The sequence below is a fragment of the Dulcicalothrix desertica PCC 7102 genome (genome assembly GCF_003991905.1).
Classification (GTDB): Bacteria; Cyanobacteriota; Cyanobacteriia; order Cyanobacteriales; family Nostocaceae; genus Dulcicalothrix; species Dulcicalothrix desertica.
In genome coordinates, this window is sequence record NZ_RSCL01000011.1 from 214,419 (window position 1) to 236,735 (window position 22,317).

Here is a 22,317-nt window from a genome sequence, read left to right on the forward strand (position 1 = left end):
TAAAATCTCCTCACAATTTCCTCAAATTAATCACTTATAACCGAGATATAGCGTAACGCCAAGCGGGAGAAATTGTGAGGTAGCAACTATGAAACGGCGCCGTATAAGCCATTGGAATAGCTTAATTTTGTGGGAACGTTGGGTGCTAGCAACATCGATTGCTTCTTTAATGAATTTAGCGATAGTAACTGTAGTAGGTATTGTAATCAGTCGTGTTGGTTACATTCAGGGTACTTTTACTTTACTTGGCGCCTTAGAGGGAATAATTTTAGGGTCTGCCCAATGGCTTGTTCTTCGTCGTTATATTCAACATTCTGCTCAATGGATTGTAGCTACATTAATTGGCTCTTTGTTGGCTTGGTTTACTGGGCTAACTATTAGTACTTTGATGGCACTTGCTTATGCTGGCACCTCGAATATAACAGTATTTATCCAAGGATTAGTTTTGGTTGGTGCTGGTTTAGGAGTAGTGCTAGGATTCTGCCAATGGCTTGTACTAAGGACTCAAATTCGTTTTTCAATTTGGTGGGTAGGTGTAAATGCTCTTGCTTGGGCTTTGGGTTTAGTAATAGCATTTGTTGGCGCCGGGATGGTAAGGGATAGTTTAAGTGTTCTAACTACTCTTATCACCGCTGCGACTGGAGCAACAATGGGCGCCGTGATTGGTGGAATAACAGGTATTGCTTTAGTTTGGTTGTTAAAACTACAAAAAGCACAGATTTAACTAAAAATTTTAAATTCCTCACAAATTCCTCAAATTATTTTTTTAATCTCAAAAAATCTCTAGAAAACCGCAGCAGGCGTTTGACTAGTAGGTAAATTATAAAACTAACACTGAGGGCTATATCAATGGCATCTATTAATTTATTAGCCGTTTTTAACCCATCGAATTATTGGCGAAGCGGTTTTATTACCCTTCCTTGGCAACCCATTTATCAACAATTTCAAATTCCACCAGAAGAACTAGTATTAAGTGACTTACGTGACCTTTCACACGCACCAATAAAAGCCCAAGTTGACCACGTTGACCCAGAGAGCTTGGAGCGTGATACTTTAATTTTCTCTCTATCAAAGCCGATTCCGCCAGGTTCAGAAGATGATATGTTTGTTTCGGGCTTTATTAAACTAGACCGAGGAAAGCCAATGCCTCAAAATTCGGGTGAGCCATTTGTGGAAGTGGTTTATGGAGCAGACGGACGCGAACGTGGAGTTAGACTGTCAAACAGTCGTCTGATTGTCTGGTTTAATTTAATACCTGCGCCTGAAGATAATGAGCGGAATTGGTTTTCTGGTTCAGCAACGAGTATTCAGCTAGACCACCAAGAAATTTTAGACCCTTTCCCTGCGGCAAGGGGTGAATGGTTAGGTCAAGACCCAGAGAAACGGTGTATGCAGGTGGCTGCACTTCAATTACCAGGTGTTTCTGATCCAAAATTACCTTACTATCAAGTTCATTTGTACAACCATTCGTATAGTTTAGTATCGCAATCGAGCGGTTGTGTACGAGCTAGTATTACTATTGCTTCGGAGCCTTTCAATTATATGGGTGCAGACCCAGTTACAGGCCATAATCGGCATTTAATATGTAAACTATACCGAGTAATTAGTTTATACGCAGGCGCCGACTATCTAATTGAAGAGTTATTTGTCAAAGGAAAACCAAAGGCAGAAGAAGATCGGATTATAGATAGTCCAGAAGTTGTTTATCTCAACTTTGGGTTGCACTATTTTGCTCACATGAATATGGGACATACACAAGATATACAGCAAGTATTTCCTGTACCTGATTGGTTTGCATTAGGTTCTACTGAACCGCCTTACCCTGCTTATGGTTTAACTACTAATTTACATATCGAGTCTTTGGTACACCCTTATGAGGGAAACCCTAGCAATTTCTCATGCCAGTTGTTACCTGGTAAGTTTGCCAAATGCCTGCATTTGTTTATGCGAAATCAACCAAACGAATTTGATACACGAGTCGGACATTTTTGGTACGAAATGATTTATAGTCCACTTCGGGCTGAAATTTATCAGGATACTGAGCTTAAATACCAAATTCAAAATCAAGTTTTTGCTACTGTGTAATTAGTATTTTGAGAATAGGGTTTTGGGAGAAGGTAGGAAGTAATAATTTTATTTAATCTTCCAACCTTTTTTCATTTTTAACTTACTGGCATTGTTATCCATTGGCAAAAACTACCCCATAATTTGCCAAAATCCAACTCTGGACGAGGTTGAATAACAGTACTCATTGCTTATACCTCCTATCGAATAATCAAGAAAGTTGTGAGGAAATTTTTCAACAACTAGCAGATAGCTTTTCTAGTTGATTAAATTTTAAATAACAGGGATAGCAGTAAAAATGCCCAAAAGTAACAGCAGCACAATAAACAAGCTGATTTTGAGAATAATGTACGTAATAATTTCAGGTATTGAAGTATCAAACATCATATTCCACCTCCATGTGTAGCCTTAGAATAGTGATGTGAGGTATCTACTAAGATCGAAACATATTATATTCAGCTTTTGTTTCCTATCTTAAAGCTAAAATCAGAATGTGAAAAACTTGTGAGCAAGTAAAATAATTGATAAAACTTAACAACTACTATACAACTTTGGACTTCACGATTTCATAAGCAGGAGTTGTAGTTATAAATACCTTTTTATCCTCATAGCAAATTTGCTGAATTATATTACGTCCAGACATAGCAACAATCGGCACACTACCACCAACTTCAACCCATTGCCCAATCATGTAAAAATTGTCTAGACCTGGCAGTATCTTATCTATACCAGATTCTTAGGGAACACATCCCCAGAGCAGTAGATTTGGTATGGTGGGCAGTGCCCACTTACTTAATTTAAAGGTATTATTCTATACTATTGCTAAATTTTGATGGCTATAATTCTACCCATGCTTTAACTTTCCTCACAAGTTCCTCAAAATATTTGCCTATAACTCAAAGTAAGAGCAAATGTGTGCAACGCGCGCTTCTTACTATTTACAAAGCTATGTTAAACCAAAAATCCCACATGAGTATGGTATGGGCAAATCGCCGACTTTCTACATTTAGGTGGCGATACGCCAGATGAAAAGTAGAACGGTTAGTGGAAGTAGTGGAAAATCTCAAGCATCAAGTTGATATTCCCCAAACGATAAAAGAAGCTTTGGGTCTGGAGGAAAAAGAGTTTTTTAATCTTGTTGAAAAAATGGCAGACCAAGCTTTTGATGACCAATGTACAGGCGCCAATCCCCGCTATCCATTGATTAGCGATTTGAAAGAATTGTATGTTCTTGCTTATCGCGGCTGTTATACAGATGCAGCAGCTTTTAATTTTTAATTTTTTACTTAGTGAGAAGCTATGAAGTCGATACAAATGGCAAGTGACCGCGCTTATGATATTTTTCGAGAAGAACATCATCCCCTCGATGTTATCTTTGCTCCCAAAACTATCGCTGTTATTGGTGCAAGCGAAAGAGAAAATAGTGTTGGACGTACTGTCCTTTGGAATCTAATTAGCAACTCCTTTGGCGGTACAGTGTTTCCAGTCAATCCTAAACATCACAGTATTCTCGGTATTCAAACTTACCCAAATATTGCCACCGTTCCAGAAGCTGTAGATTTAGCAATTATTGCGACACCATCTGTAACTGTCCCATCTGTAATTGCTGAGTGTGTTGATGTAGGTGTTAAAGGGGCAATTATTCTTTCGGCAGGTTTTAAGGAAACGGGTATACAAGGCGCCTTTTTAGAACAGCAGGTGTTAGAACAAGTGCGTCGAAGCAAAATGCGGTTGATTGGACCAAATTGTTTAGGTATAATTAACACCCATACTGGTTTAAATGCTACCTTTGCCAGTAGTATGGCGTTACCTGGTAAAGTTGGATTTATTAGCCAAAGTGGCGCCTTGTGTACGGCAATATTGGACTGGAGTTTTCGTGAGAATGTTGGGTTTAGCTCGTTTATTTCAATTGGCTCTATGCTTGATGTTGGTTGGGGGGATTTAATTTATTACTTAAGTGAAGACCCAAATACAGAAAGTATTTTGATTTACATGGAATCGATTGGTGATGCCCGCTCATTTCTTTCTGCCGCGCGGGAAGTTGCCTTGACCAAGCCGATAATTTTAATCAAAGCTGGACGTACAGAAGCTGCAGCAAAAGCCGCAACCTCCCATACAGGGGCATTAGTGGGAAGTGACGCAGTATTCGATGCTGCATTGCGGCGATGTGGAGTATTGCGCGTTAATAGCATCTCCGACTTATTCGACATGGCAGAAGTGTTAGCAAAACAACCTCGTCCCAAGGGTTCAAAATTGACAATTATTACCAATGCTGGAGGTCCAGGAGTTTTGGCAACTGATGCACTAATAACAAATGGTGGGGAGTTGGCGGAATTATCAAAGCAAACTTATGATGCGCTTAATCAAATATTGCCTACTCATGGCAACCACAGTAATCCTATAGATTTATTAGGGGATGCCGACCCCAATCGCTATATTCAAGCAGTTGAAATTGCAGCCAAAGACCCAAATAGTGACGGGTTGCTAGTAATTCTTACACCCCAAGCAATGACCAACCCAACCCAAACCGCGCGTCTATTAAAACCTTATGCCAAAATTGGTAAACCTATACTTGCGAGTTGGATGGGTGATGCTGATGTACAAGCGGGAGCAGAAATTCTCAATCAAGCTTCGATTCCTACATTTCTATTTCCCGATACAGCAGCACGGGTATTTAACTATATGTGGCGTTATAGCTATAACCTGCGTTCTTTGTACGAAACCCCCATACTAATTGGCTGTGAAAATACAGATACATCCGTATGCAGCCGTGTCGTAGCAGAAACGATTATTCAAAAAGCAAGGCAAGCTGGGAGAACTTTACTTACAGAGGTGGAATCAAAACAAGTTCTTGCTGCTTATGATATTCCCACAGTTGAAACATATATTGCAACAACTCCACAGCAAACAGTTGAATTAGCCGAAAAAATAGGTTATCCTGTTGTTATCAAGATATTTTCTGAAAATATTACCCATAAAAAAGATGTGGGTGGAGTACATTTGAATTTGCAAAATGCAGAAGCTGTAAAAAATGCGTATTACCAAATTCAAGAAATCAATACTCAAAACTTTTTAGGCGTTACCGTCCAACCAATGGTAGACCTAAAAAATAGTTACGAACTAATTCTTGGTAGCAGTATAGACTTACAATTTGGGCCAGTATTACTATTTGGTTCTGGTGGACAGTTAGTTGAAATATTTCAAGATACTGCGTTAGGACTTCCCCCACTCAACACTACCCTGGCACGGCTCTTAATGGAGCAAACCCATATATATAAAGCCCTTAAAGGCGTTCGCGGTAGAAAACCCATCAACATAGAAGCTTTAGAACAGATTTTAGTCCAGTTTAGTCAACTTGTGGTCGAGCAACCTTGGATTAAAGAAATTGATATTAACCCTCTTTTAGCAAAATCAGAAATCAATTTAACCAAAAAAGAAACAATTCAAAACTCTTTAGTAGCCCTTGATGCTCGTATTGTCCTCCACGATTTAAATACAAGCGAAACCCAATTACCAAAACTCGCAATTCGTCCCTACCCCACACAATATGTCTCACCCTGGACAATGAAAAACGGTATGTCCGTGACAATTCGTCCTATTCGTCCTGAAGATGAGCCGTTAATGATTCAATTTCATAAAACTTTATCCGAAGAAAGTGTTTATTTTCGGTACTTTCATTTGATTAAACTGACTCAGCGTATAGCCCACGAACGTCTCACACGGATTTGTTTTATTGATTATGACCGAGAAATGGTACTTGTAGCTGACTATAAAAATCCAAAAACTCAACAACACGAAATTTTAGCAGTCGGGCGCCTGAGTAAAATACACGGCAGCAATACAGCAGAGTTTGCCATGTTAGTTAGCGACCGCTTTCAATACCAAGGATTAGGAACAGAATTACTCAAGCGACTGCTGCAAATTGGACGTGATGAAAATTTAACTGGAATTGGCGCCTCTATTCTGCTTGAGAATAGAGGAATGCAACGGATTTGTGAAAAACTTGGCTTTCTAAAATATAACAGTGATGATAATTCTGTCGTCAAAGTCGAAATTAATTTGTAGAAATATCTTGTGGAATGGGCATCCTTGCCCGTTCCAGAATTGAGGCGAGCGAGGACGCTCACCCCCACAAGAAAAGTTTGAGTATTCATTTAATTGAAAGTCCCTCTAACTTCTTGGTTGTTCCTTGCCTCGACTATGACTAACGCTAACAATACACTTGTCAGCAATGCACCAAGCGCAAGTAGAATTTTTGCCATAATTTTATCACCACCTAATTATTTTGTACAAAAATAAATAAGAAAAAAACATAGAGTAAGTCACGGCAAGTGGTGTTGCTGATAGCTAAATATCAACATTTATTTGTTCAATTTGTCTTGCAGCTTTCTCCCATAATTTTGCCAAAGCCTCATCTTCCCAATTATTTCTGAGATTTTCTGCCTTTTTATGGCATATCCGCTCTAGCAACTCTAAAATGGCACCCAATGTAAACTTATCAACTAATGCTTCTAAAGCATCCATTGCTTCTCTTTTCATAACAGATACCGCGCTTCTTTGGATGTGCTGCAATTACTTAAACTTAATTAAGTAGCCATATTTATGTTATACAAAAATAATTTGAGGAACTTGTGAGGGAAGCAGGTAGTTAGGGTGCGGGCGCTATTACAATCTTCAATAAAATAAAAAATCATCTACTTTGACGCATCATCGACTAGTCGGTGCGTGACGCTACAAGTCTTTTCATAAGAAGTGGAATTTTTCCGTAGCGTCACACACCCTACTATACCGTCACGGCAGGCGCCAACACACCAAAACTATTGACACGAACCAATAGCTTTTGAAACAACCAGCTTTTTTAGAGCAGCAAGAGCTTTCTGCTTTTAATGTGTATTCGTTCGCCTAAATTGTTTAATTTTTGGCAATGGTAGGAACATAGAAGTTCTACGCTTATATTCGATGTACTCCCTGCCAAATTCTCGCTCCATATCCCTCTCTTCTTTTTTGGCAAGTCGATAATATAAAACTATCAGGATAGGATACATAATTAACAAGGGAATTGTTACCCATTCTACCAGCATTCCCAAGGTAATTAGAAGAAAACCTGTATATTGTGGGTGGCGAATGTATGCATAAATACCTTTTGTTACTAGTCTTCCTCTTCCCTCTTTTTTACTCCAATAGCGTCTATAAATTTCCTTCCAACCGAGAATTACCATTAAGGCGCCGATTGCACTCAATAAAAGTCCAACATACATTCCCCAAAATCCAATATATTTAACAAGGGTATGTCCCCACAAAAATCCTTCGGGAAGTGTGAAACCAAATAACCAAGTCACGAAGTACAAGCTCATTGGTATTCCAAACATTTCTAAGGCAAAGGCTACAATAAAGGCAAGATAAACACTTGCTGGTTTACTCTGACTCTTTTTATAAAAAGGGATAAAAGCCAAGAATAAACCATACATAATTATCCAAACAATTACAGCCCACCATCTGCCATAATGAGTCCAAACATTTTCTACCATAAATTCCTCCTTTAGCTCCCGTTTTATTTATGTTAATTTAAAAGACTTAGTAACAATAGTTGGGTCTGCAAAGTCAAATGGTGCGGGTATCATATCAGCAGAACGCGGTTTAATTGACATTCCTGGTATTTGCGGTAGCCCGTAGGAATAATCTGTTACCTTAATATTTATTGCTTTCTTAGACTTTATCGATAGTGTTAGCTCAACACCGTCATTGGGAATTGCAAAGTAAATGAATCTCAAATTTCGGCGTAAGTTATTTGGAACCTGATTCCAAGCAACAGATTTGCCATTAACTGTCACTGCTATAATATCTCCTGGCGCCGATACATCGACTATTGCATTGGATGCTTGGCGTTGTGAACTGACGCTCGCTTGCAATTCTCGTACTCCATTATTAGTAGTATCTTTCAGCACAGTAACTTGAGGTACAGGTAATTTAATTTTGGGTGCAGTTGCCTCGAATGCAACCCAAGTTCTTCCTGGGAAGTAGCTGGGCATAGCTTCAAACTGAATTTGCTTGGCGCCTTTTGAGAAAAATTGCTGTGTCCAAGTGTCTAATTTTTCACCAGCACTTACCCAAGTCGCTTTTCCTTTGTCGGCATCAAGTATGTAAGCTATATGGTTAGTTCGTGGCTGTTCTGCACTAAAGCCAGAATTTACCATCCCAAATCCGAGGAGTAATACACATGAAAGTGCGGCCATAGCAGGTAGTGACCAACGATGCAACCCAAGAGTGCGAAAGTTGGTAAGTAGAAAAAGTAAATGTGGCAGAAGTATACCTATAATTAGCCCGACAAACAGGATGGGAATGCCAATCAAAGGTATATTTAATACTGCCTCCATCCTACCTGTAGTCATGATGAAAAGCAGGTATATCACAGGTGTGAGTAAAACTAAGGTTACTGCTGCATTCAACACCAACGCGATAATTTGCAGCCAAGGATGCATTCCAATAGTTGGTGCAAAAAACACCCAAGCCAAAATTAATAAACTCAACAGCAACGGCAAGGTAAACAAATAACTCGTAGCTGGCATCGCGAAGCTAGTTAAGCAAGTTAGCAGCAACCACCACAATAGTGCCCCCACAACTAAATTAAAAGCGCTATGCCTTTTATGTAATCTTACCCGTACAAGGTTATAGAGAGTAGCCATCACCGCTACAGTAAAGGCAATGAAGGCAATTAGATAAAGTTCGCCATCATAAATTCCTATCAACCAAATGTGAAATTTAGGGTTAAATTGCTTGATTGCCGACCACAGCAAACTTGTTAGTATAACTATAGTGAATAAGTTGGCTAAAAATAAAACAGCGCTAACAAAAATTCCACCAACAGTAAGTTGCCGACGACGCAAACCCATCACAACCACAGTAATAAATAGTATTATCGCCAGTCCTGCCAGTGGCATAACCAAAGTCTCAGGATAAACAATTACTAAATTAGGCAAGATGTTAAAGGTGATTAATTGCGGCGCCCGAATTGGGTTTGTTAATGGTAAATTGCCAAGATGTCGCGTTAGAGCCAATGCATAGGAACCGTTATGTTGGACGCTACGTTCTTCAACTCTTTGCGGGTTATCTAAGGCACTGTGATTGACAAAAATATCGATAAAATAAGCAAAGCTTAATCCGGCAGTATTGCCCTTAAGGAATTCTGATAAGTCACCTGCTCCTGTCAGCTTACTCAAATCCGTAACAAAAGAATATAGCAGTGGATGGGGTGCAACTTTTAGGGTTTGCTCTACTAACCAACCATTTTCTGGTGTCGTGTAATACAACACTGAGGCGCCATGAGTGCCGTGACTAATAAAACTCATTGCGACTGCATAATCTTTTGCCCAAGGATGTTCTTTGATAAAAGCTTTGGGTCCAAGCAACCCATTTACATCAGCGTCACCAAGGTAAATAATGATATCGTTTTTCAAGGGTTGTCCTGCCAAAATTGCCCGCACTGTTTCCAAAATTACTGCCACCCCAGAGGCGCCGTCACCTGCACCAGGTGTAGTGGGCATAGCATCGTACCAACCTGTTAGTAAAATGGCACGGGTGTTTGCCGTTCCAGGTATCCTGACAAGAATGTTACGAACATTACCAGCCCACACATAATTAGCTGGCATTCCTTCACCTACCCATTCTTGTCCCGAAGTCCAGCTAGTTGTGCTTTGCACTTGGGGTTTTAGTCCCATCGCCTTCAGTTGATTAACTAAGTATTGTTCAACGGCTTGGTGTTGTGGAGTACCCATCGGGTGGGGTTCTTTAGCTATGACCCGTAAATGCTCCATTGCCCGCACAGCAGAAAATTCAGTTATTAGGTCATTGGCTGAGACTACAGATGGTGGTGTAATTAATGGTACTAATCCTAACCAAACGGCAGCAAAACACGCTAAAATTAATACCAAGCAGTGTAATATATTTGCACGGTAAGAGCGCGCGATATATGGGCGATTGTCTAAAAAAGGAAATAATACACTCCTGCTCACAACACTATCTCCTTTGAATTTTTTAACTAGATACAACCTCATCAACTGAACATTGTGAAGTCCTCATTACTTACTTATTGCAATATTAGACAGAGGCTGTTTGTACTTGTTGGAGTTCTTCTGTATTAAGTTTTATTGGTTGTTGTACTGTTAGAACAGAACAAGGAGCATGATGCAATACATAATTACTAACGCTACCCAAGAGTAACTCACTCAAACCAGTATGACCACGACGACCAAGAATAATTAAATCAGCGTTCCAATTACGAGCTAATTCGCAAATCATTCGACTGGGGTCGCCAAGGTGCTGTGTAAATTCTGCATTGACACCCATATCTCTTGCTTGTTGACAACGTTGACTTAAAAAATTAATTCCGTCTTGTTTAAGTTTTTCCCATTCTCCCATATATTCTTTCATCGCTTCTTCATGCAAATTTAGGGCAATGAAATTACCGTTAATATAAGCAGGGTAAGGATATTGTTCGTCGAAGGGTGATATGACATTGAACAACATTAGATGAGCATCTGCTAATTTTGCAAGCGATACAGCTTTTTCAAAAACGGGCTGGCAAATATCAGAGTTATCAATTGCAACTAAAATTTTGTGAAACATATTTCAAATTCCTTAGTTATCAGCCTAGGGCAATTGTTAAAAATTAATTAATCGAAAAATCTTCAGCTAACTGTTGTCGAGTTAAAGGCTCAGTTAAAACTAGTCCTTCACCACCAAGTGGATGATTCTCATCAAGCAATTGTCCTTCTACATAAATATACACTTTTGCTTTAGGGTCAATACTTGAAGCTGTGTAAATGACCTGAGCTACTCTATATATCATTGAGTCACTACCACCACCATCTGTAAATTCTGTTGAGAGATTGACATGAATCTTATTTTTGTCAATTTTTAAACTCAATAGCTTAGTATTTTGGGGAATAGTCGTAGTTAGTTCTGTAGTTTGATAATTAGTAAGAAGACTATTAAATGCTTGTTTTATTGCAATCTCTCTAGAAACTCCTTCTTTCAGAACCACTTTTTGTGATACTAACTTAATTTGTTCTCCTTCAAATTTTAGCCAGTAAGCTTCTGGTTCCAGTCGATTAATAGCTACCTTGGGTTTTTGAGTTACCTTTATAAAAGGTACAGTAACTTGAACTTGATTAGTTGGTTGATTAATTGCAGGATGGTTAACTTTAGGTGCTTGTGTAGGATTAGTTAGTGCGGGAGGTTGAATGCTTTGATTTTTAGTACTTGGCATTTTTTTAACTTGCGAAGCAATAGGTTGTTGACTATTAATATCTTGTAGTGTATAGTTTCTAGCCCACAATATTGCTCCTGCTAATGCTGTTAAAAGAATAACAACATAAATTTTAAAAATGTCTTGCTCAATTGAAAAATTATATTTAGATTTCATAGCCCCTCCTAAAAGATAATCATTGTTAGCACATCTATCTTGCTAACTAATAATTATTTTGCTTTTTCGAGATACATAACTGTATTTTTACGTATTTTAAACACTATCAACCACTACACCAATCATCAAACTGTCTTTCTCTATAAGCTTCTGGAAACTCCTCACAAAATTCTTCAAATGCTGTTTTATGAAGTTGTTTTGCTTCTTGATGGGCAATTTCAGCTTGAAGCTCATCAACCACATCCCAAGCCGCAGCACATTCCTCTGAGCGTGGAGAAGTGTTTGCACAAATTTCACGAGATTTTTTTATTGCTTCTTGTAGTTCTTGTTCAAGTACAAGTGTCCGGGGCAGCTCTATGAACTCGCTTTTGCAAATAATATCAGAAGCCGAAATTATACCGATTAATTCTCCTTGAATAACAGGTGCTTGCAACAAATGATTATCTGCAAATAAACGGGCTACATATTCTACTCCTAAATCAGGATTGACAGTAATACATGGCTTTGTCATAATTTCATATACTCGTACTTTAGAAGGGTTTTTACCATAGGCAATTACCTTACTAATAATATCTGAATTAGTGATAATTCCATATGCGTCTTGAGGATGACGGCGTTCTACGATTAACGCTCTCCAATCGCGCGCTCTCATCAATTTTACAGCTTCACTCACTGTTGCCGAACTGCGTATTGTGGCAACATCATTTGTCATGATATCGGCTGCTTTTAACATATAAATGCTCCTCAATTTATTGGTATTTACCCACGGGTTTTAATTCCCTTATATTTTTACTTATAGAGGAATAAGTTGAGGATTTTGTGAGGACTGTTTAGAGATGAGGTATATATATTTTGTTTGCCCTGGCTCGTTAATAGATAACGGTAGCTCTAGAAGCACTCACAACATCCTCACATTTATCATCTAATCTCAAAGTATAAAACTCACCTCTGTATATGGGTTCATAACTAATAACCGATGGCATTTGCAACCCGAATTGCAGATGTAACGGCGCCTTCATGTAATCCATCTGCTAAGTATGCTCCCACATGGTAAGTATTATTTTCACCATTAGTCATGACTACTTCATCTCTATATTTGAAAGAATCTACGGTATATAGTGGTGTATGATGGTCGAAAATATGGATGGTTTTATTTGGTACAATAATACTATCTAAGTTAAATGCCAAGCTGTATTTTTGGTCTGATGTTACCCCACAAAGCTGGTTAAGGTAGGCATTATATCCCCACCCACTTTCAGTTTCAAAAAAATCAAATTCCGAAAATTTATTAATCTCGTATCGATGGTACATAGATGTATCTGTATGTAATATAGTTTGCGCTTCATTTTTCTTCCATTGGGAAAATCTTTTGATTTCGTCATCTGTTGGGTCGGATAATAATTTCATTACTTGGTCAGGTGGTGTGGCAAACACAATCTTATCAAAGGTATATGCTTCTCCATCAACTAGTTCGATTTTAACAATATCCGATTTTCTGGAGATATTCGCAACTTCGACATTTAGTAAGATATCACCATTAAATTTATCTAATATTTTTTCAATGTATGAATATACCCCTCCTTTAATTCTGACCCATCCTGTATACATGTAATCTCTAAGAACAGGAATTGCTAATTCTGCGGGAAAATTGTCTATGAGTTCAAACGGCATCGAATAACTATACATTGCTAGCAATTTTACCCAAGTATTCCGAATGCATGAAGATTTCAAATAATAAGACATTGGCTTGTCGTATAAATCTGGAATTTGGGCAAGATGTGTTTTTAGCCAGAAACCAGTAGAGCGAGCATAAATGGTATCGAGTCTTAGAAATTCGATTAGTCTCTGGAACCCAGTATAATTTTTACGGATTGCAGAACCAGAAAGAAAGTGTCTTCCATCTTTGAGAAACAATGACGAGCCAATATCAACGGATTCTAGCTCTACCTCTAGTTCTTTCATTAAATTGAAGAAGTTATAAAACTTTAAAGGGAATTCGATTACACCACCTTCTAAAAATAAGTTATTTGGAAATTGATGAGATTTAACATTTTTATTGATTGTCCGAATATGTCCACCCAAAACAGGTTGTCTCTCGAACACTGTTACATGATGTCCATTTTTATTGAGTAAGTATGCTGTCACCATACCACTGGCGCCACCACCAATAATTGCAATTTTCATGACTAATATCCTATTTATTATGGTAAAAACCAATCATTCGATAATCGTTGGTACAACATCGCCCCAGTCCAAAAAGTAGGAGCAAATCCTGGGTATCCAGATGAAGCATTACAGAAATAGAAGCGGTTTAATGATGTCTTATAAGTTAATCTACCAATGCCCATATTTTGAGGTGTTAAATTAGAACCATAAGAATTACCTTGGGGACACCAACAGAATCGCTCGTTTGTAGTCGGAGTACCTGTAATGTGAAAAACTATATATTTCCGGAAATTTGGAATGTAGTTCTTTTCAACCACATCAAGTATATGGTCTAAAATTTCTTGTTTTTTTTGGCGATATGCTTTTTTATCATTATCTTTCAGGTTTTTAAAATAATTATAGTTAGCAACAGTTAAAAATTCGACAATTTGGCAATCTTCTGGGCAGTCGCGTTCGTGTTCGGTTAACAGTGTCGGTGTGGTAATAGCAAAACTAGGATTAGAATAGTCATGCTTTTCATACATTTGATAAAAGGCTTCGTTCAAGTCGCGATGTCCACAATAGAATCTATTCCAATTGCCAAAATCATAATTTCGTAAATCGATATCTTTAACAACGCAATAAGCCATGAAATTAGAAGGAGAATATTCATAATCTAGTTTTTTTTGCACTGCCAAAGAAAATTTATTTATCCCAATCATGCGAGCAGCCTTTTTGGGGTCAATATTACAAATAGTCGTTTCGGCAATAAATTCATGGTTTTGATGGGTTATTCGATTAATTGCATTAACTCCTGTCACTGTTTGCTTATCAACTAAAAAATTTGTAACTTCATAATTAAGAAGAACTTTACCTTCATTGTCTTCAATTACTTTTACTAATGAGTTAATTACATGTTCAAAATGTTTTGTGGGGTAAAAGGCGCCTTGTTGGTATCCAGTAAATAAAATTACCCAGGCATAAAACGAGAGTTGGTCTGGTGGTAATAAAAAATCAACCCATTGCAGTGCTAGTAATGTTTGTGCTTCTTGAGGTAATTTAAATTTATTGAAAGCATCTTGGAGTGTACTATTTAAATACTTTAAAGCGCATAATGCTTCATCAAAGTTTTTAATTAGCTTCATAAAATTGATTGGAAAAGTTAAGCTACGTAACCCTTCTCTGACTTTTTGTATTTCCAAAATAAATCTTTTGTTGTTATCTGCATCGTTAGGGAAAAGAACAGCAAGTCTTTTGATTAACTCATTATTATCTGAGGGTATATCGAGCAAGTAACCTGGCATCATCATCTGGTCAAATCCGTTTGGATTATACTGTTCAAAAGTTACTTCTTTATCCATGTTCAACCTTTTTAAAATTCTATTTACAGTCTGTCCTTCACCACAATCCCAAACATAATGCAGTTGTGCATTAAACCTATACTTATTTGCCAATTCAAATGTGTGTCCAAATCCACCTGGATGCTCATGCGCTTCCAAAACTAAAACCTTTTTACCAGATTTTGCCATTAGTGCAGCAAATACTAATGCTGATAAACCACTACCCGCGATTAAATAATCTATTTTCATAAAACCTCATTAATTTTGTATCTGTTGATAATTTTCCATATTCATAAAATTTGACCCATTAAATTCTCAGCTAATTGCCGATACTCAAAAAATTCCATCGAAAAAGTAGCCATCCCTTGGGAAAGCGAGCGTACCTCAGTAGAATATCCAAACATTTCTGCTAAAGGAACTTCTGCATGTATAACCACATCGTTATCTAAAGTGTCCGAACCGAGCAATAATGCACGACGAGCTAGCAATTTACCTTGAATTCTACCTAAAAATTGGCTCGGTGTCTGCACTTCCAATAGCATCATTGGTTCTAAAAGTATTGGTTTAGCTTTCGCAAATGCTTCTTCAAAACCTTGTCTTGCTGCGAATCTAAAAGCCATTTCATGAGAATCAATTGAATGGTAAGAACCTCCTGACAAAATCACCTTCACCCCCATAATCGGATAACCTTTCAACCATCCTGTTTTCAAAGCATCTTCAAACCCTTGTTCGCAAGCATAAATAAATTGTTGGGGAATTTCATCTCCAATAACTCGGTTTTCAAAAATAAAAGCTTCCTCACATGGTTCCAATCTACCCACCACATGGGCAAATTGTCCGGCGCCACCTGTTTGCCTTTTGAAAGTAAAATCAAAGTTTGCTGCTTGGGTAATCGTTTCTCGATATGCAACCGCAGGGGCGCCCACATAAACCTCTGTGTGATATTCCCTTTTCATTCTTTCTAAATATATTTCTAGATGCAGTTCTCCCATCCCCGACATCAGGGTTTTATGAGATTCGGGGTCTGTGGTAACATGCAAAGTCGGGTCTTCGCTCGTAAAGCGCTGCAAAGCTTTGCTAATTTTTTCGATATCTTCCTGGCTCTTGGGAGTTATAGCAATTGTCATTACTGGTTCCGGAATAAATATTCCTTCCAGAGACATCTTCGTTCCAAGGGAACACAACGTATCTCCCGAAGCACAATTTACACCAATTAGACCAACTATTTCTCCAGGTTCGGCAATTTCTAACTCTTGACGTTTATCAACTTCTATTCTCACCAAGCGATTAACACGAACTTGCTTTTGAGTACGACTATTATATAATTTGTCACCCGGTTTCAAAACTCCCGAATAAAGTCGGGTATAAGTTAACTGCCCAAATTCATCATCAATAAGTTTAAATGCCATTGCGACAACCGCAGCATCCTGAACGGGATAAACTTGTACTTGTTTATTTGCTGCCAAATCTGTCACCGTAACTCCACCCCGCTCAATCGGGGAAGGTAAATATAGTGCGATGGCATCAAGTAAATTTTGCACACCCTTGTTCTTAACAGCAGAACCCATTAACACTGGTGTAAATTCTAGTGTCAAGGTTCCCTGACGAATTGCATCCCAAATCATTTGTTGGGGAATCTCTTCACCTGCAAGCAATTTTGCCATCATTGCTTCCGAATGGATAGAAATAGTATCCAAAAGTTTGTCTCGTGCAATTTGTGCTGGTTGTTGCAATTCAAAAGGAATTGGTCGTTTCTGCCAAATCTCTCCGTTATCCCCTTGAAAATAATTGGCAGTCATCTCAATTAAATCGATAACTCCCACAAACTCATCTTCCAAGCCAATTGGATATTGTAGTACAACCGGATTTAAGCCCAATTTTCCCCGTAATGCATCCACAACCCGGAAAGGATTGGCGCCAAGGCGATCAAGTTTATTGATAAAAGCGATACGGGGTACTTGGTAGCGCTTCATTTGTCTATCGATGGTAATAGATTGTGACTGTACACCTGCAACCCCACACAACACCATAATTGCTCCATCTAAAACCCGTAAAGAGCGCTCGACTTCAATTGTGAAATCCACATGACCAGGTGTATCAATTAAATTAATCTGCTTATCACCCCAAAAACAGGTAACAGCAGCAGAGGTAATAGTAATACCCTTTTCTCGCTCTAATTCCATATAATCCATCGTTGCACCACCACTATCCACCTCTTCAATCTTGTGGATTTTTCCGGTATAGTATAAAATCCGTTCTGAAAGGGTAGTTTTACCTGCGTCGATATGAGCAGAAATACCGATATTGCGGATGTTGCAGCGAGGAATCATCATGGTTCTTCCTTTGTATGGGAATAACTTCTGTATTTTGATTTCTAAGTCGATATTAAAAAATAAATGTGAGGATGTTGTGAGTAAATTGTAGAGGCGCCATATTTGTTAATTTCCTCACGATTGCCTCAATTTCAAGGCTGCGTTTGAACAATACCAATAAAGGCATTTTCAGAGAAAATGGAATCGCACGCAATGATTTAATCTTAAAATTCGCCGACTCTAACACTTTAGAAACTTTTGGTAATTTCTGGTGTTACACTTGCAGAGAATTAGCAGCTTTTACTTGTTGCAATTCTTGACTATTGGCTTGAACTGATTGTTGTACTGTTAGAACAGAGCAAGGAGCATGGTGCAAAACATAATTACTAACACTACCCAAAAAGAACTCGCTTAATCCAGTTCTGCCGCGACGACCTATAATAATTAAATCAGCATTCCAAGTCTGAGCTATTTCACAAATAACTCGGCTTGGGTCACCAAACAAAATTTTAAATTCTGCATCTATACCTAAGTCTATTGCTTGCTGACAAAGTTGCCTTAAAAACTTAATTTTATCTTGTTTAATGTTTTCTGATTGCTGAATGTATTCCTTCACAACTTCTCCGTATAAAGCTGGAACAGCAGTATTAGGATAAGCATATATCGGGGGATACTGTTCATCAAAGGGTGATATTACGTTGACCAACATCAAATTTGAAGCAGTCAACTGTGCTAGCAATAAAGCTTTATCCACAACTGGCTGGCAAGTATCATGAGTATCGACTGCAACCAAAATTTTATTAAACATACTTAAAACCTCTGAGTGTTAATATGCACGCCCAAGCGGAAAGGTATTGAGGTAAGTTCCTGCTGTTCTCTGAAACTAGCATTAGCTAAATCTTCAATACTTCACAATTATGTTATAGACAAATAATTTGAGGAAGTTGTGAAGAATGCCAATTTGCAAATATTTGTTAAAAAAGACCAACTTTATCTGTCATTTCCCACGGCAAGCGGATATCCATCCTACCCACATGACCATAAGCGGCTAATTTTTCATAAAAACCATCTTTTCTCAACAAAGGTAAGAATCTCAAATTAAACTGCTTGATAATACCAGCTAAACGGAAATCAAAATGCTTCTCTAATATTTGCACAATTTCCTCGTCATCTAGTTTACCTGTACCAAATGTTTCTACTTGAATATCTTTGCTTCAGGGTTAATACTTAATAATATCGGTAGAATCCAGTACAGGCGCCTCTAATTACTAAAGTCGATGGGCGTTCGCGTTTTTTAAGCGAATGAATAATCTTTTCTGACTGGCTTTCTGTGAAATAGCCAATGCCTTTTTCTCCCTGAATGTAGTAATATAATATTTGGCATAAGAAACTTCTCGGCTTTCCACAAGTAAAGGTTTGTGCGTAAAATCTTGTTATTGTATCACGCGACAAGTAGCGCGATGGTAATGATTTGGCCTCGTTGACGCTATAAGTCACGAGTCAGTTTTATATCAAGCGGTTTCATGTTATAAAACCTAAACTAGGGATTTATAAGTCTGTCACCTAACTTAGCCCAAGTTTTGGCGCCGACTATTCCATCTGCCACCAAGCCAAAAGTAGTTTGGTATCTTTTTACTGCTTGCTCTGTTTTTGAACCAAACTTTCCGTCAACTCCACCTGTGCGATAGCTTTGAGATTCCAACAGTTCCTGTAGAAGTGTTACAGCCCCACCTTCGCTGCCGATACGTATAACTGGTAATTCAGCTGCGTCTTGTGTTTCAACTGGCATAATTTGTTTCCTCTAACGGTAAGGGCATATATTATATAGGTTATAAAAAGATGTTGAGGAGATTGTGAGGTTAGCCAAGCAACAAGGAAGTAAAATACAGCGGATTTAGTGTACGTGCGGTGCATGTAGAGACGCGACATGTCGCGTCTCTACAAGGTTTTGGGCATTATTATGTACCTCATATACCTGAAATTTGCTGTATTGCTTGTTACTCACGATAGCCGTATTTTAGATATTGCCGACCGTATTTTGCGTATGGAAGACGGACGAGTAACTATTCGCTCATTTTGATTAACTTGATTGGAACAACTTCTCGATTTTCTTCAATTCTGATAAAGCTTGTTTATGTTTGGTAATATCACGTGTAATCAAGACTGCTACTATGCTTTTATCAGGTTGCTGCATAGGTACAGCGTGAGTTTGCAGCCATCGATGGTTTCCTTTACAAGTAATTATCTCAAATTCCAAAGTTCCAGAACCGCCTGCAAATACTTTTTGATTTAGTTTTTCAAATGCATCGCGATATTCTGGGGTGATTAAAGAGTAAATATTGCGACCAATTACATCATCAGCTTTTTCTGCTTCAATCATCGCAAATCCTGCTGGATTGATTTCTAGTAAAGTCCCATCGGGAGCAAGTACTTTTACGCATTCTGGTTCCGCATCAAATATAGTACGCCAGTATAAACAAGAATTGCGGTCTACAGAAGATTGGCTTTGTGCTACACGTCGCAATAATTTATTACGTTCCAAACGGTTAAGAATGCAAGCGATAAGTTCAGTACCTACAATTGGCTTGCTCACAAAATCATCGGCGCCTACGGTAAATACTTGATTTATAATATCAGAAACAGTATGAGCCGTTAAAAAAACAATTGGCAAATCACCCCAATAAGGGTCATTACGAACTACTTGACAAAGCTCAATACCGTTGATATCTGGCATTTCTACATCCAAGATAAGTAAATGTGGCTTCGTTGCTTCTAATACTTCCCAAAAGTTTTTGGGATTATCCAAAGTATGTACTTTTAATCCCCAAGGTGACAGTAAAACTTGTAAAAGTTCTAGAATTTTGGGGTCATCATCGACGGCTAAAATATTAGTCTCAAAATTTTCATCTTGCTCTAATACTTGTGCTACAACTTCTAAGACTTTGGTTGGCGTAGTCGGTTTCTGCAAAAAAGTATTTCCACCCTTACGAGCGGCTTGCAAACGACTAGCAAAATCGGTCTTCTCTGTAAAAATTACAGCAGGTACAGGTGGTTTAAGTTGTTTAAGGTCTGTCAGTAAGCTACTAACATCCTCCCAACTTCCGCAAACAGTCGGGTCAAGCAAAACAATACTTGGATGTGTACTATAAAGTTTAGCACGGGCTGTATTAATATCGGTTGCACCAATAACTTGTAAACCTTTATTTATTGCTTGATTCCGCAGTTCCGCAACTACTGACTCATTATCAAGAACTAACACTAATGGAAGTTCGTTTTGTACTTTTTGCCCTAAGTGTAGTGTGAGTGGTGAAAACTGCCCAATTTCTTGTACTAAAGCTTTTACTAATTCATTAATTTTTGCTGTATCGTATGTATCTAAATCATTTTCAAACTGTAAGAGTTTCTCAATCTTATGGGCAATTTGAGAACCTTCGTCCAAGCCAATACTTCCTAGAAAGCCAGCAAAAGTATGCGCCACGTTTTGTGCGGATGAACGTAAATTTGAATTTAAATTGTTAGCCTTCAAAGCCTCAGCAGCTTCTACTAAAATATTGACTTGTTCAACAACATTAGAGCTATATTTATGCCATAATAGAGCAATTGTTGAAATATTTTTTTGTTTAAAAGAAGTAGTTTTAACTTGAGAGGTAGATTTTTCAGTTTTTTGGTGTTGTGATATTTTTAATCGATAACCAATTCCATAAACGGTTTCAACTAAATCGCTAGATGCCCCTGCTGCTTTTAATTTTTGTCGTAACCCTTTAATATGAGTACGAACAGCTTCTTCGCCTGGAGCTTCTTCATAAGACCATAAATGCTCTAAAATCATTCCGCAACTAAATATCCGCTTACTATTTCGCATTAACAGTTCTAAAAGCGCATATTCTTTTGGGGTTAAATTTAAGATTTCATCACCATAAGTAACTTGACAGGTAGTCGGGTCAAGTTTTAATTCTCCAGCTGTTAATACAGGCTGTGAAGACACTTTACCACGACGTAAAAGAGCATGTACCCTTGCTATCAACTCTTCTTGGTCGAAAGGTTTAACAAGATAATCATCTGCACCTGCATTTAAACCGACTGCTTTCTCGTGACTACTATCGCGTCCTGTTAATAATAAGATTGGGGTTTGTAAACCTAAGTCACGAATTTGACGGCAAAGGCTAATACCATCCAACTTTGGTATTATAACATCAAGTAGTATTAAATCATATTCGTAAGTTTGAATTAAATCTTTAGCCGCCTCACCATCTGCTGCTGTCTCAACTGCATAGTTTTGATTGCTAAGGATGAGCTTTAGCACTTCACAAACAAGCAGGTCATCCTCGATAACTAAAATTTTCATTATCTAAATTTTTAGCGATGGTAACTACACTTTTATAGTTGATGATCGTAAAAATAAACTATATCGTTTATAGATACAGTTAGCCAGCGGGATGCAAGCTTTATTTGTATAACTCTGAGCTTTTAGTTTCAGGGGAACGTATTTTGCATAAAATTATTATGTATTTCCATATTGATAATACAAAGTAGCCCGCCACATAGTTGAATTTTCTTCACATATCTTAACTCTTCTTCAACATTTCTCACAAGCCCATCAAATTTAAAATTTAACCTGAACCTAAAACTACCCGACAACCACTCCCCAAGGGCTGAGTGATGCTGAAGCTAATCTACTTATTAAACAATACCTCACCAGAATGCATCATTCTCAATAAGCTTAAAGAAACCGGGCTTCTGTACGAAAAATCAACGTTTTCTAGCAAAGTATTTGTCAAGAAGCCCGGTTTCTGGGCCTGGTGCAAGATGTAAGATACGGGTATAATGAACTACCACCAAGTCAAAGACATCCTTTATTATTACGCTTTGTTAACCAATTAACTCACTTCATGGCGCTTTTATTATGGGTCGCAGGAACGTTGCCTTTTATTTCACAAACCCACCCCAGAACCTGGCTGGGCAATCTGGGCAGTAATTTTGATCAACGCAATTTTTAGTTTTTGGCTGCCGTTCCGAAAGAATTTCGATATTTCGC

19 protein-coding genes and 2 pseudogenes are annotated in these 22,317 nt (G+C 38.1%); 6 read left to right on the top strand and 15 right to left on the bottom strand.

The genetic code is table 11. The features are described 5' to 3' along the window. The first annotated feature begins 88 nt into the window (after window positions 1-88). Both DSM106972_RS23415 and DSM106972_RS23420 read left to right on the top strand, forming a co-directional pair. Window positions 89-724: a hypothetical protein gene (locus DSM106972_RS23415; RefSeq protein WP_127082968.1), complete on the top strand. Its 636-nt coding sequence runs from the start codon at window positions 89-91 to the stop codon at window positions 722-724. A 125-nt stretch (window positions 725-849) separates the two neighbouring features. Then, a complete protein-coding gene (locus DSM106972_RS23420) occupies window positions 850-2,085 on the top strand; it encodes a hypothetical protein (protein WP_127082969.1) in 1,236 nt (411 codons plus the stop codon). 520 nt (window positions 2,086-2,605) lie between these two features. On the opposite strand, the gene DSM106972_RS23425 is transcribed toward DSM106972_RS23420, so the two are convergent. Then, window positions 2,606-2,755 carry a hypothetical protein gene (locus DSM106972_RS23425; RefSeq protein ID WP_186538600.1) on the bottom strand — a complete coding sequence of 50 codons (150 nt, stop codon included), beginning with the start codon at window positions 2,753-2,755 and terminating at the stop codon, window positions 2,606-2,608. Between the two features lie 353 nt (window positions 2,756-3,108). Here DSM106972_RS23425 and DSM106972_RS23430 point away from each other — a divergent pair, with 353 nt between their 5' ends. Then, entirely contained in the window at window positions 3,109-3,342 is a 234-nt protein-coding gene (locus tag DSM106972_RS23430; RefSeq protein WP_233787299.1) for a hypothetical protein, read from the top strand. A 21-nt stretch (window positions 3,343-3,363) separates the two neighbouring features. Continuing rightward, window positions 3,364-6,129, top strand: coding sequence for a bifunctional acetate--CoA ligase family protein/GNAT family N-acetyltransferase (locus tag DSM106972_RS23435; RefSeq protein WP_127082970.1), 2,766 nt, complete (start codon window positions 3,364-3,366; stop codon window positions 6,127-6,129). Window positions 6,130-6,411: 282 nt separating this feature from the next. On the opposite strand, the gene DSM106972_RS23440 is transcribed toward DSM106972_RS23435, so the two are convergent. The 13 genes and pseudogenes from DSM106972_RS23440 to DSM106972_RS23500 form a co-directional block, all read right to left on the bottom strand. Next, window positions 6,412-6,603: a hypothetical protein gene (locus tag DSM106972_RS23440; protein ID WP_127082971.1), complete on the bottom strand. Its 192-nt coding sequence runs from the start codon at window positions 6,601-6,603 to the stop codon at window positions 6,412-6,414. Between the two features lie 344 nt (window positions 6,604-6,947). After that, window positions 6,948-7,592: a methyltransferase family protein gene (locus tag DSM106972_RS23445; RefSeq protein WP_127082972.1), complete on the bottom strand. Its 645-nt coding sequence runs from the start codon at window positions 7,590-7,592 to the stop codon at window positions 6,948-6,950. A gap of 27 nt (window positions 7,593-7,619) precedes the next feature. After that, entirely contained in the window at window positions 7,620-10,073 is a 2,454-nt protein-coding gene (locus DSM106972_RS23450) for a M28 family peptidase (RefSeq protein WP_158632868.1), read from the bottom strand. An 85-nt stretch (window positions 10,074-10,158) separates the two neighbouring features. After that, a complete protein-coding gene (locus DSM106972_RS23455; protein ID WP_019496970.1) occupies window positions 10,159-10,686 on the bottom strand; it encodes a universal stress protein in 528 nt (175 codons plus the stop codon). 43 nt (window positions 10,687-10,729) lie between these two features. Then, on the bottom strand, window positions 10,730-11,485 hold the full coding sequence (locus DSM106972_RS23460) for a GerMN domain-containing protein (RefSeq protein ID WP_127082974.1): 756 nt from the start codon (window positions 11,483-11,485) through the stop codon (window positions 10,730-10,732). Between the two features lie 106 nt (window positions 11,486-11,591). After that, window positions 11,592-12,218, bottom strand: a complete 627-nt coding sequence (locus tag DSM106972_RS23465) for a CBS domain-containing protein (protein WP_127082975.1) — start codon at window positions 12,216-12,218, stop codon at window positions 11,592-11,594. Window positions 12,219-12,451: 233 nt separating this feature from the next. Continuing rightward, complete coding sequence (locus DSM106972_RS23470; protein WP_127082976.1) at window positions 12,452-13,669, bottom strand: FAD-dependent oxidoreductase; 1,218 nt, start codon at window positions 13,667-13,669, stop codon at window positions 12,452-12,454. A gap of 17 nt (window positions 13,670-13,686) precedes the next feature. Continuing rightward, window positions 13,687-15,219 (bottom strand): phytoene desaturase family protein, encoded by a 1,533-nt coding sequence (locus tag DSM106972_RS23475; RefSeq protein ID WP_127082977.1) that lies wholly within the window; start codon window positions 15,217-15,219, stop codon window positions 13,687-13,689. Window positions 15,220-15,260: 41 nt separating this feature from the next. Continuing rightward, window positions 15,261-17,300, bottom strand: a complete 2,040-nt coding sequence (fusA, locus tag DSM106972_RS23480) for an elongation factor G (RefSeq protein ID WP_127083058.1) — start codon at window positions 17,298-17,300, stop codon at window positions 15,261-15,263. A gap of 256 nt (window positions 17,301-17,556) precedes the next feature. Then, window positions 17,557-18,090, bottom strand: a complete 534-nt coding sequence (locus tag DSM106972_RS23485; RefSeq protein WP_127082978.1) for a universal stress protein — start codon at window positions 18,088-18,090, stop codon at window positions 17,557-17,559. 166 nt (window positions 18,091-18,256) lie between these two features. Beyond that, a pseudogene (locus DSM106972_RS23490) lies at window positions 18,257-18,487 on the bottom strand (methionine adenosyltransferase domain-containing protein); the annotation flags it as partial. Between the two features lie 22 nt (window positions 18,488-18,509). Continuing rightward, window positions 18,510-18,779 carry a hypothetical protein gene (locus DSM106972_RS53715; protein ID WP_127082979.1) on the bottom strand — a complete coding sequence of 90 codons (270 nt, stop codon included), beginning with the start codon at window positions 18,777-18,779 and terminating at the stop codon, window positions 18,510-18,512. 43 nt (window positions 18,780-18,822) lie between these two features. Further along, the gene (locus DSM106972_RS23500; RefSeq protein ID WP_127082980.1) at window positions 18,823-19,071 is read right to left on the bottom strand and encodes a peptidoglycan-binding domain-containing protein; all 249 of its coding nucleotides are present in this window, start codon (window positions 19,069-19,071) and stop codon (window positions 18,823-18,825) included. A gap of 195 nt (window positions 19,072-19,266) precedes the next feature. Between DSM106972_RS23500 and DSM106972_RS23505 the strand changes: the two are divergent. After that, window positions 19,267-19,362: pseudogene (locus DSM106972_RS23505) on the top strand (ABC transporter ATP-binding protein); the annotation flags it as partial. Here DSM106972_RS23505 and DSM106972_RS23510 read toward each other — a convergent pair. Continuing rightward, window positions 19,363-21,627 carry a response regulator gene (locus DSM106972_RS23510; protein WP_127082981.1) on the bottom strand — a complete coding sequence of 755 codons (2,265 nt, stop codon included), beginning with the start codon at window positions 21,625-21,627 and terminating at the stop codon, window positions 19,363-19,365. Between the two features lie 454 nt (window positions 21,628-22,081). On the opposite strand from DSM106972_RS23510, the gene DSM106972_RS53720 reads away from it, so the two are divergent. Next, the gene (locus DSM106972_RS53720; protein WP_233787300.1) at window positions 22,082-22,279 is read left to right on the top strand and encodes a cation-transporting P-type ATPase; all 198 of its coding nucleotides are present in this window, start codon (window positions 22,082-22,084) and stop codon (window positions 22,277-22,279) included. The last annotated feature ends 38 nt before the right edge of the window (window positions 22,280-22,317 follow it).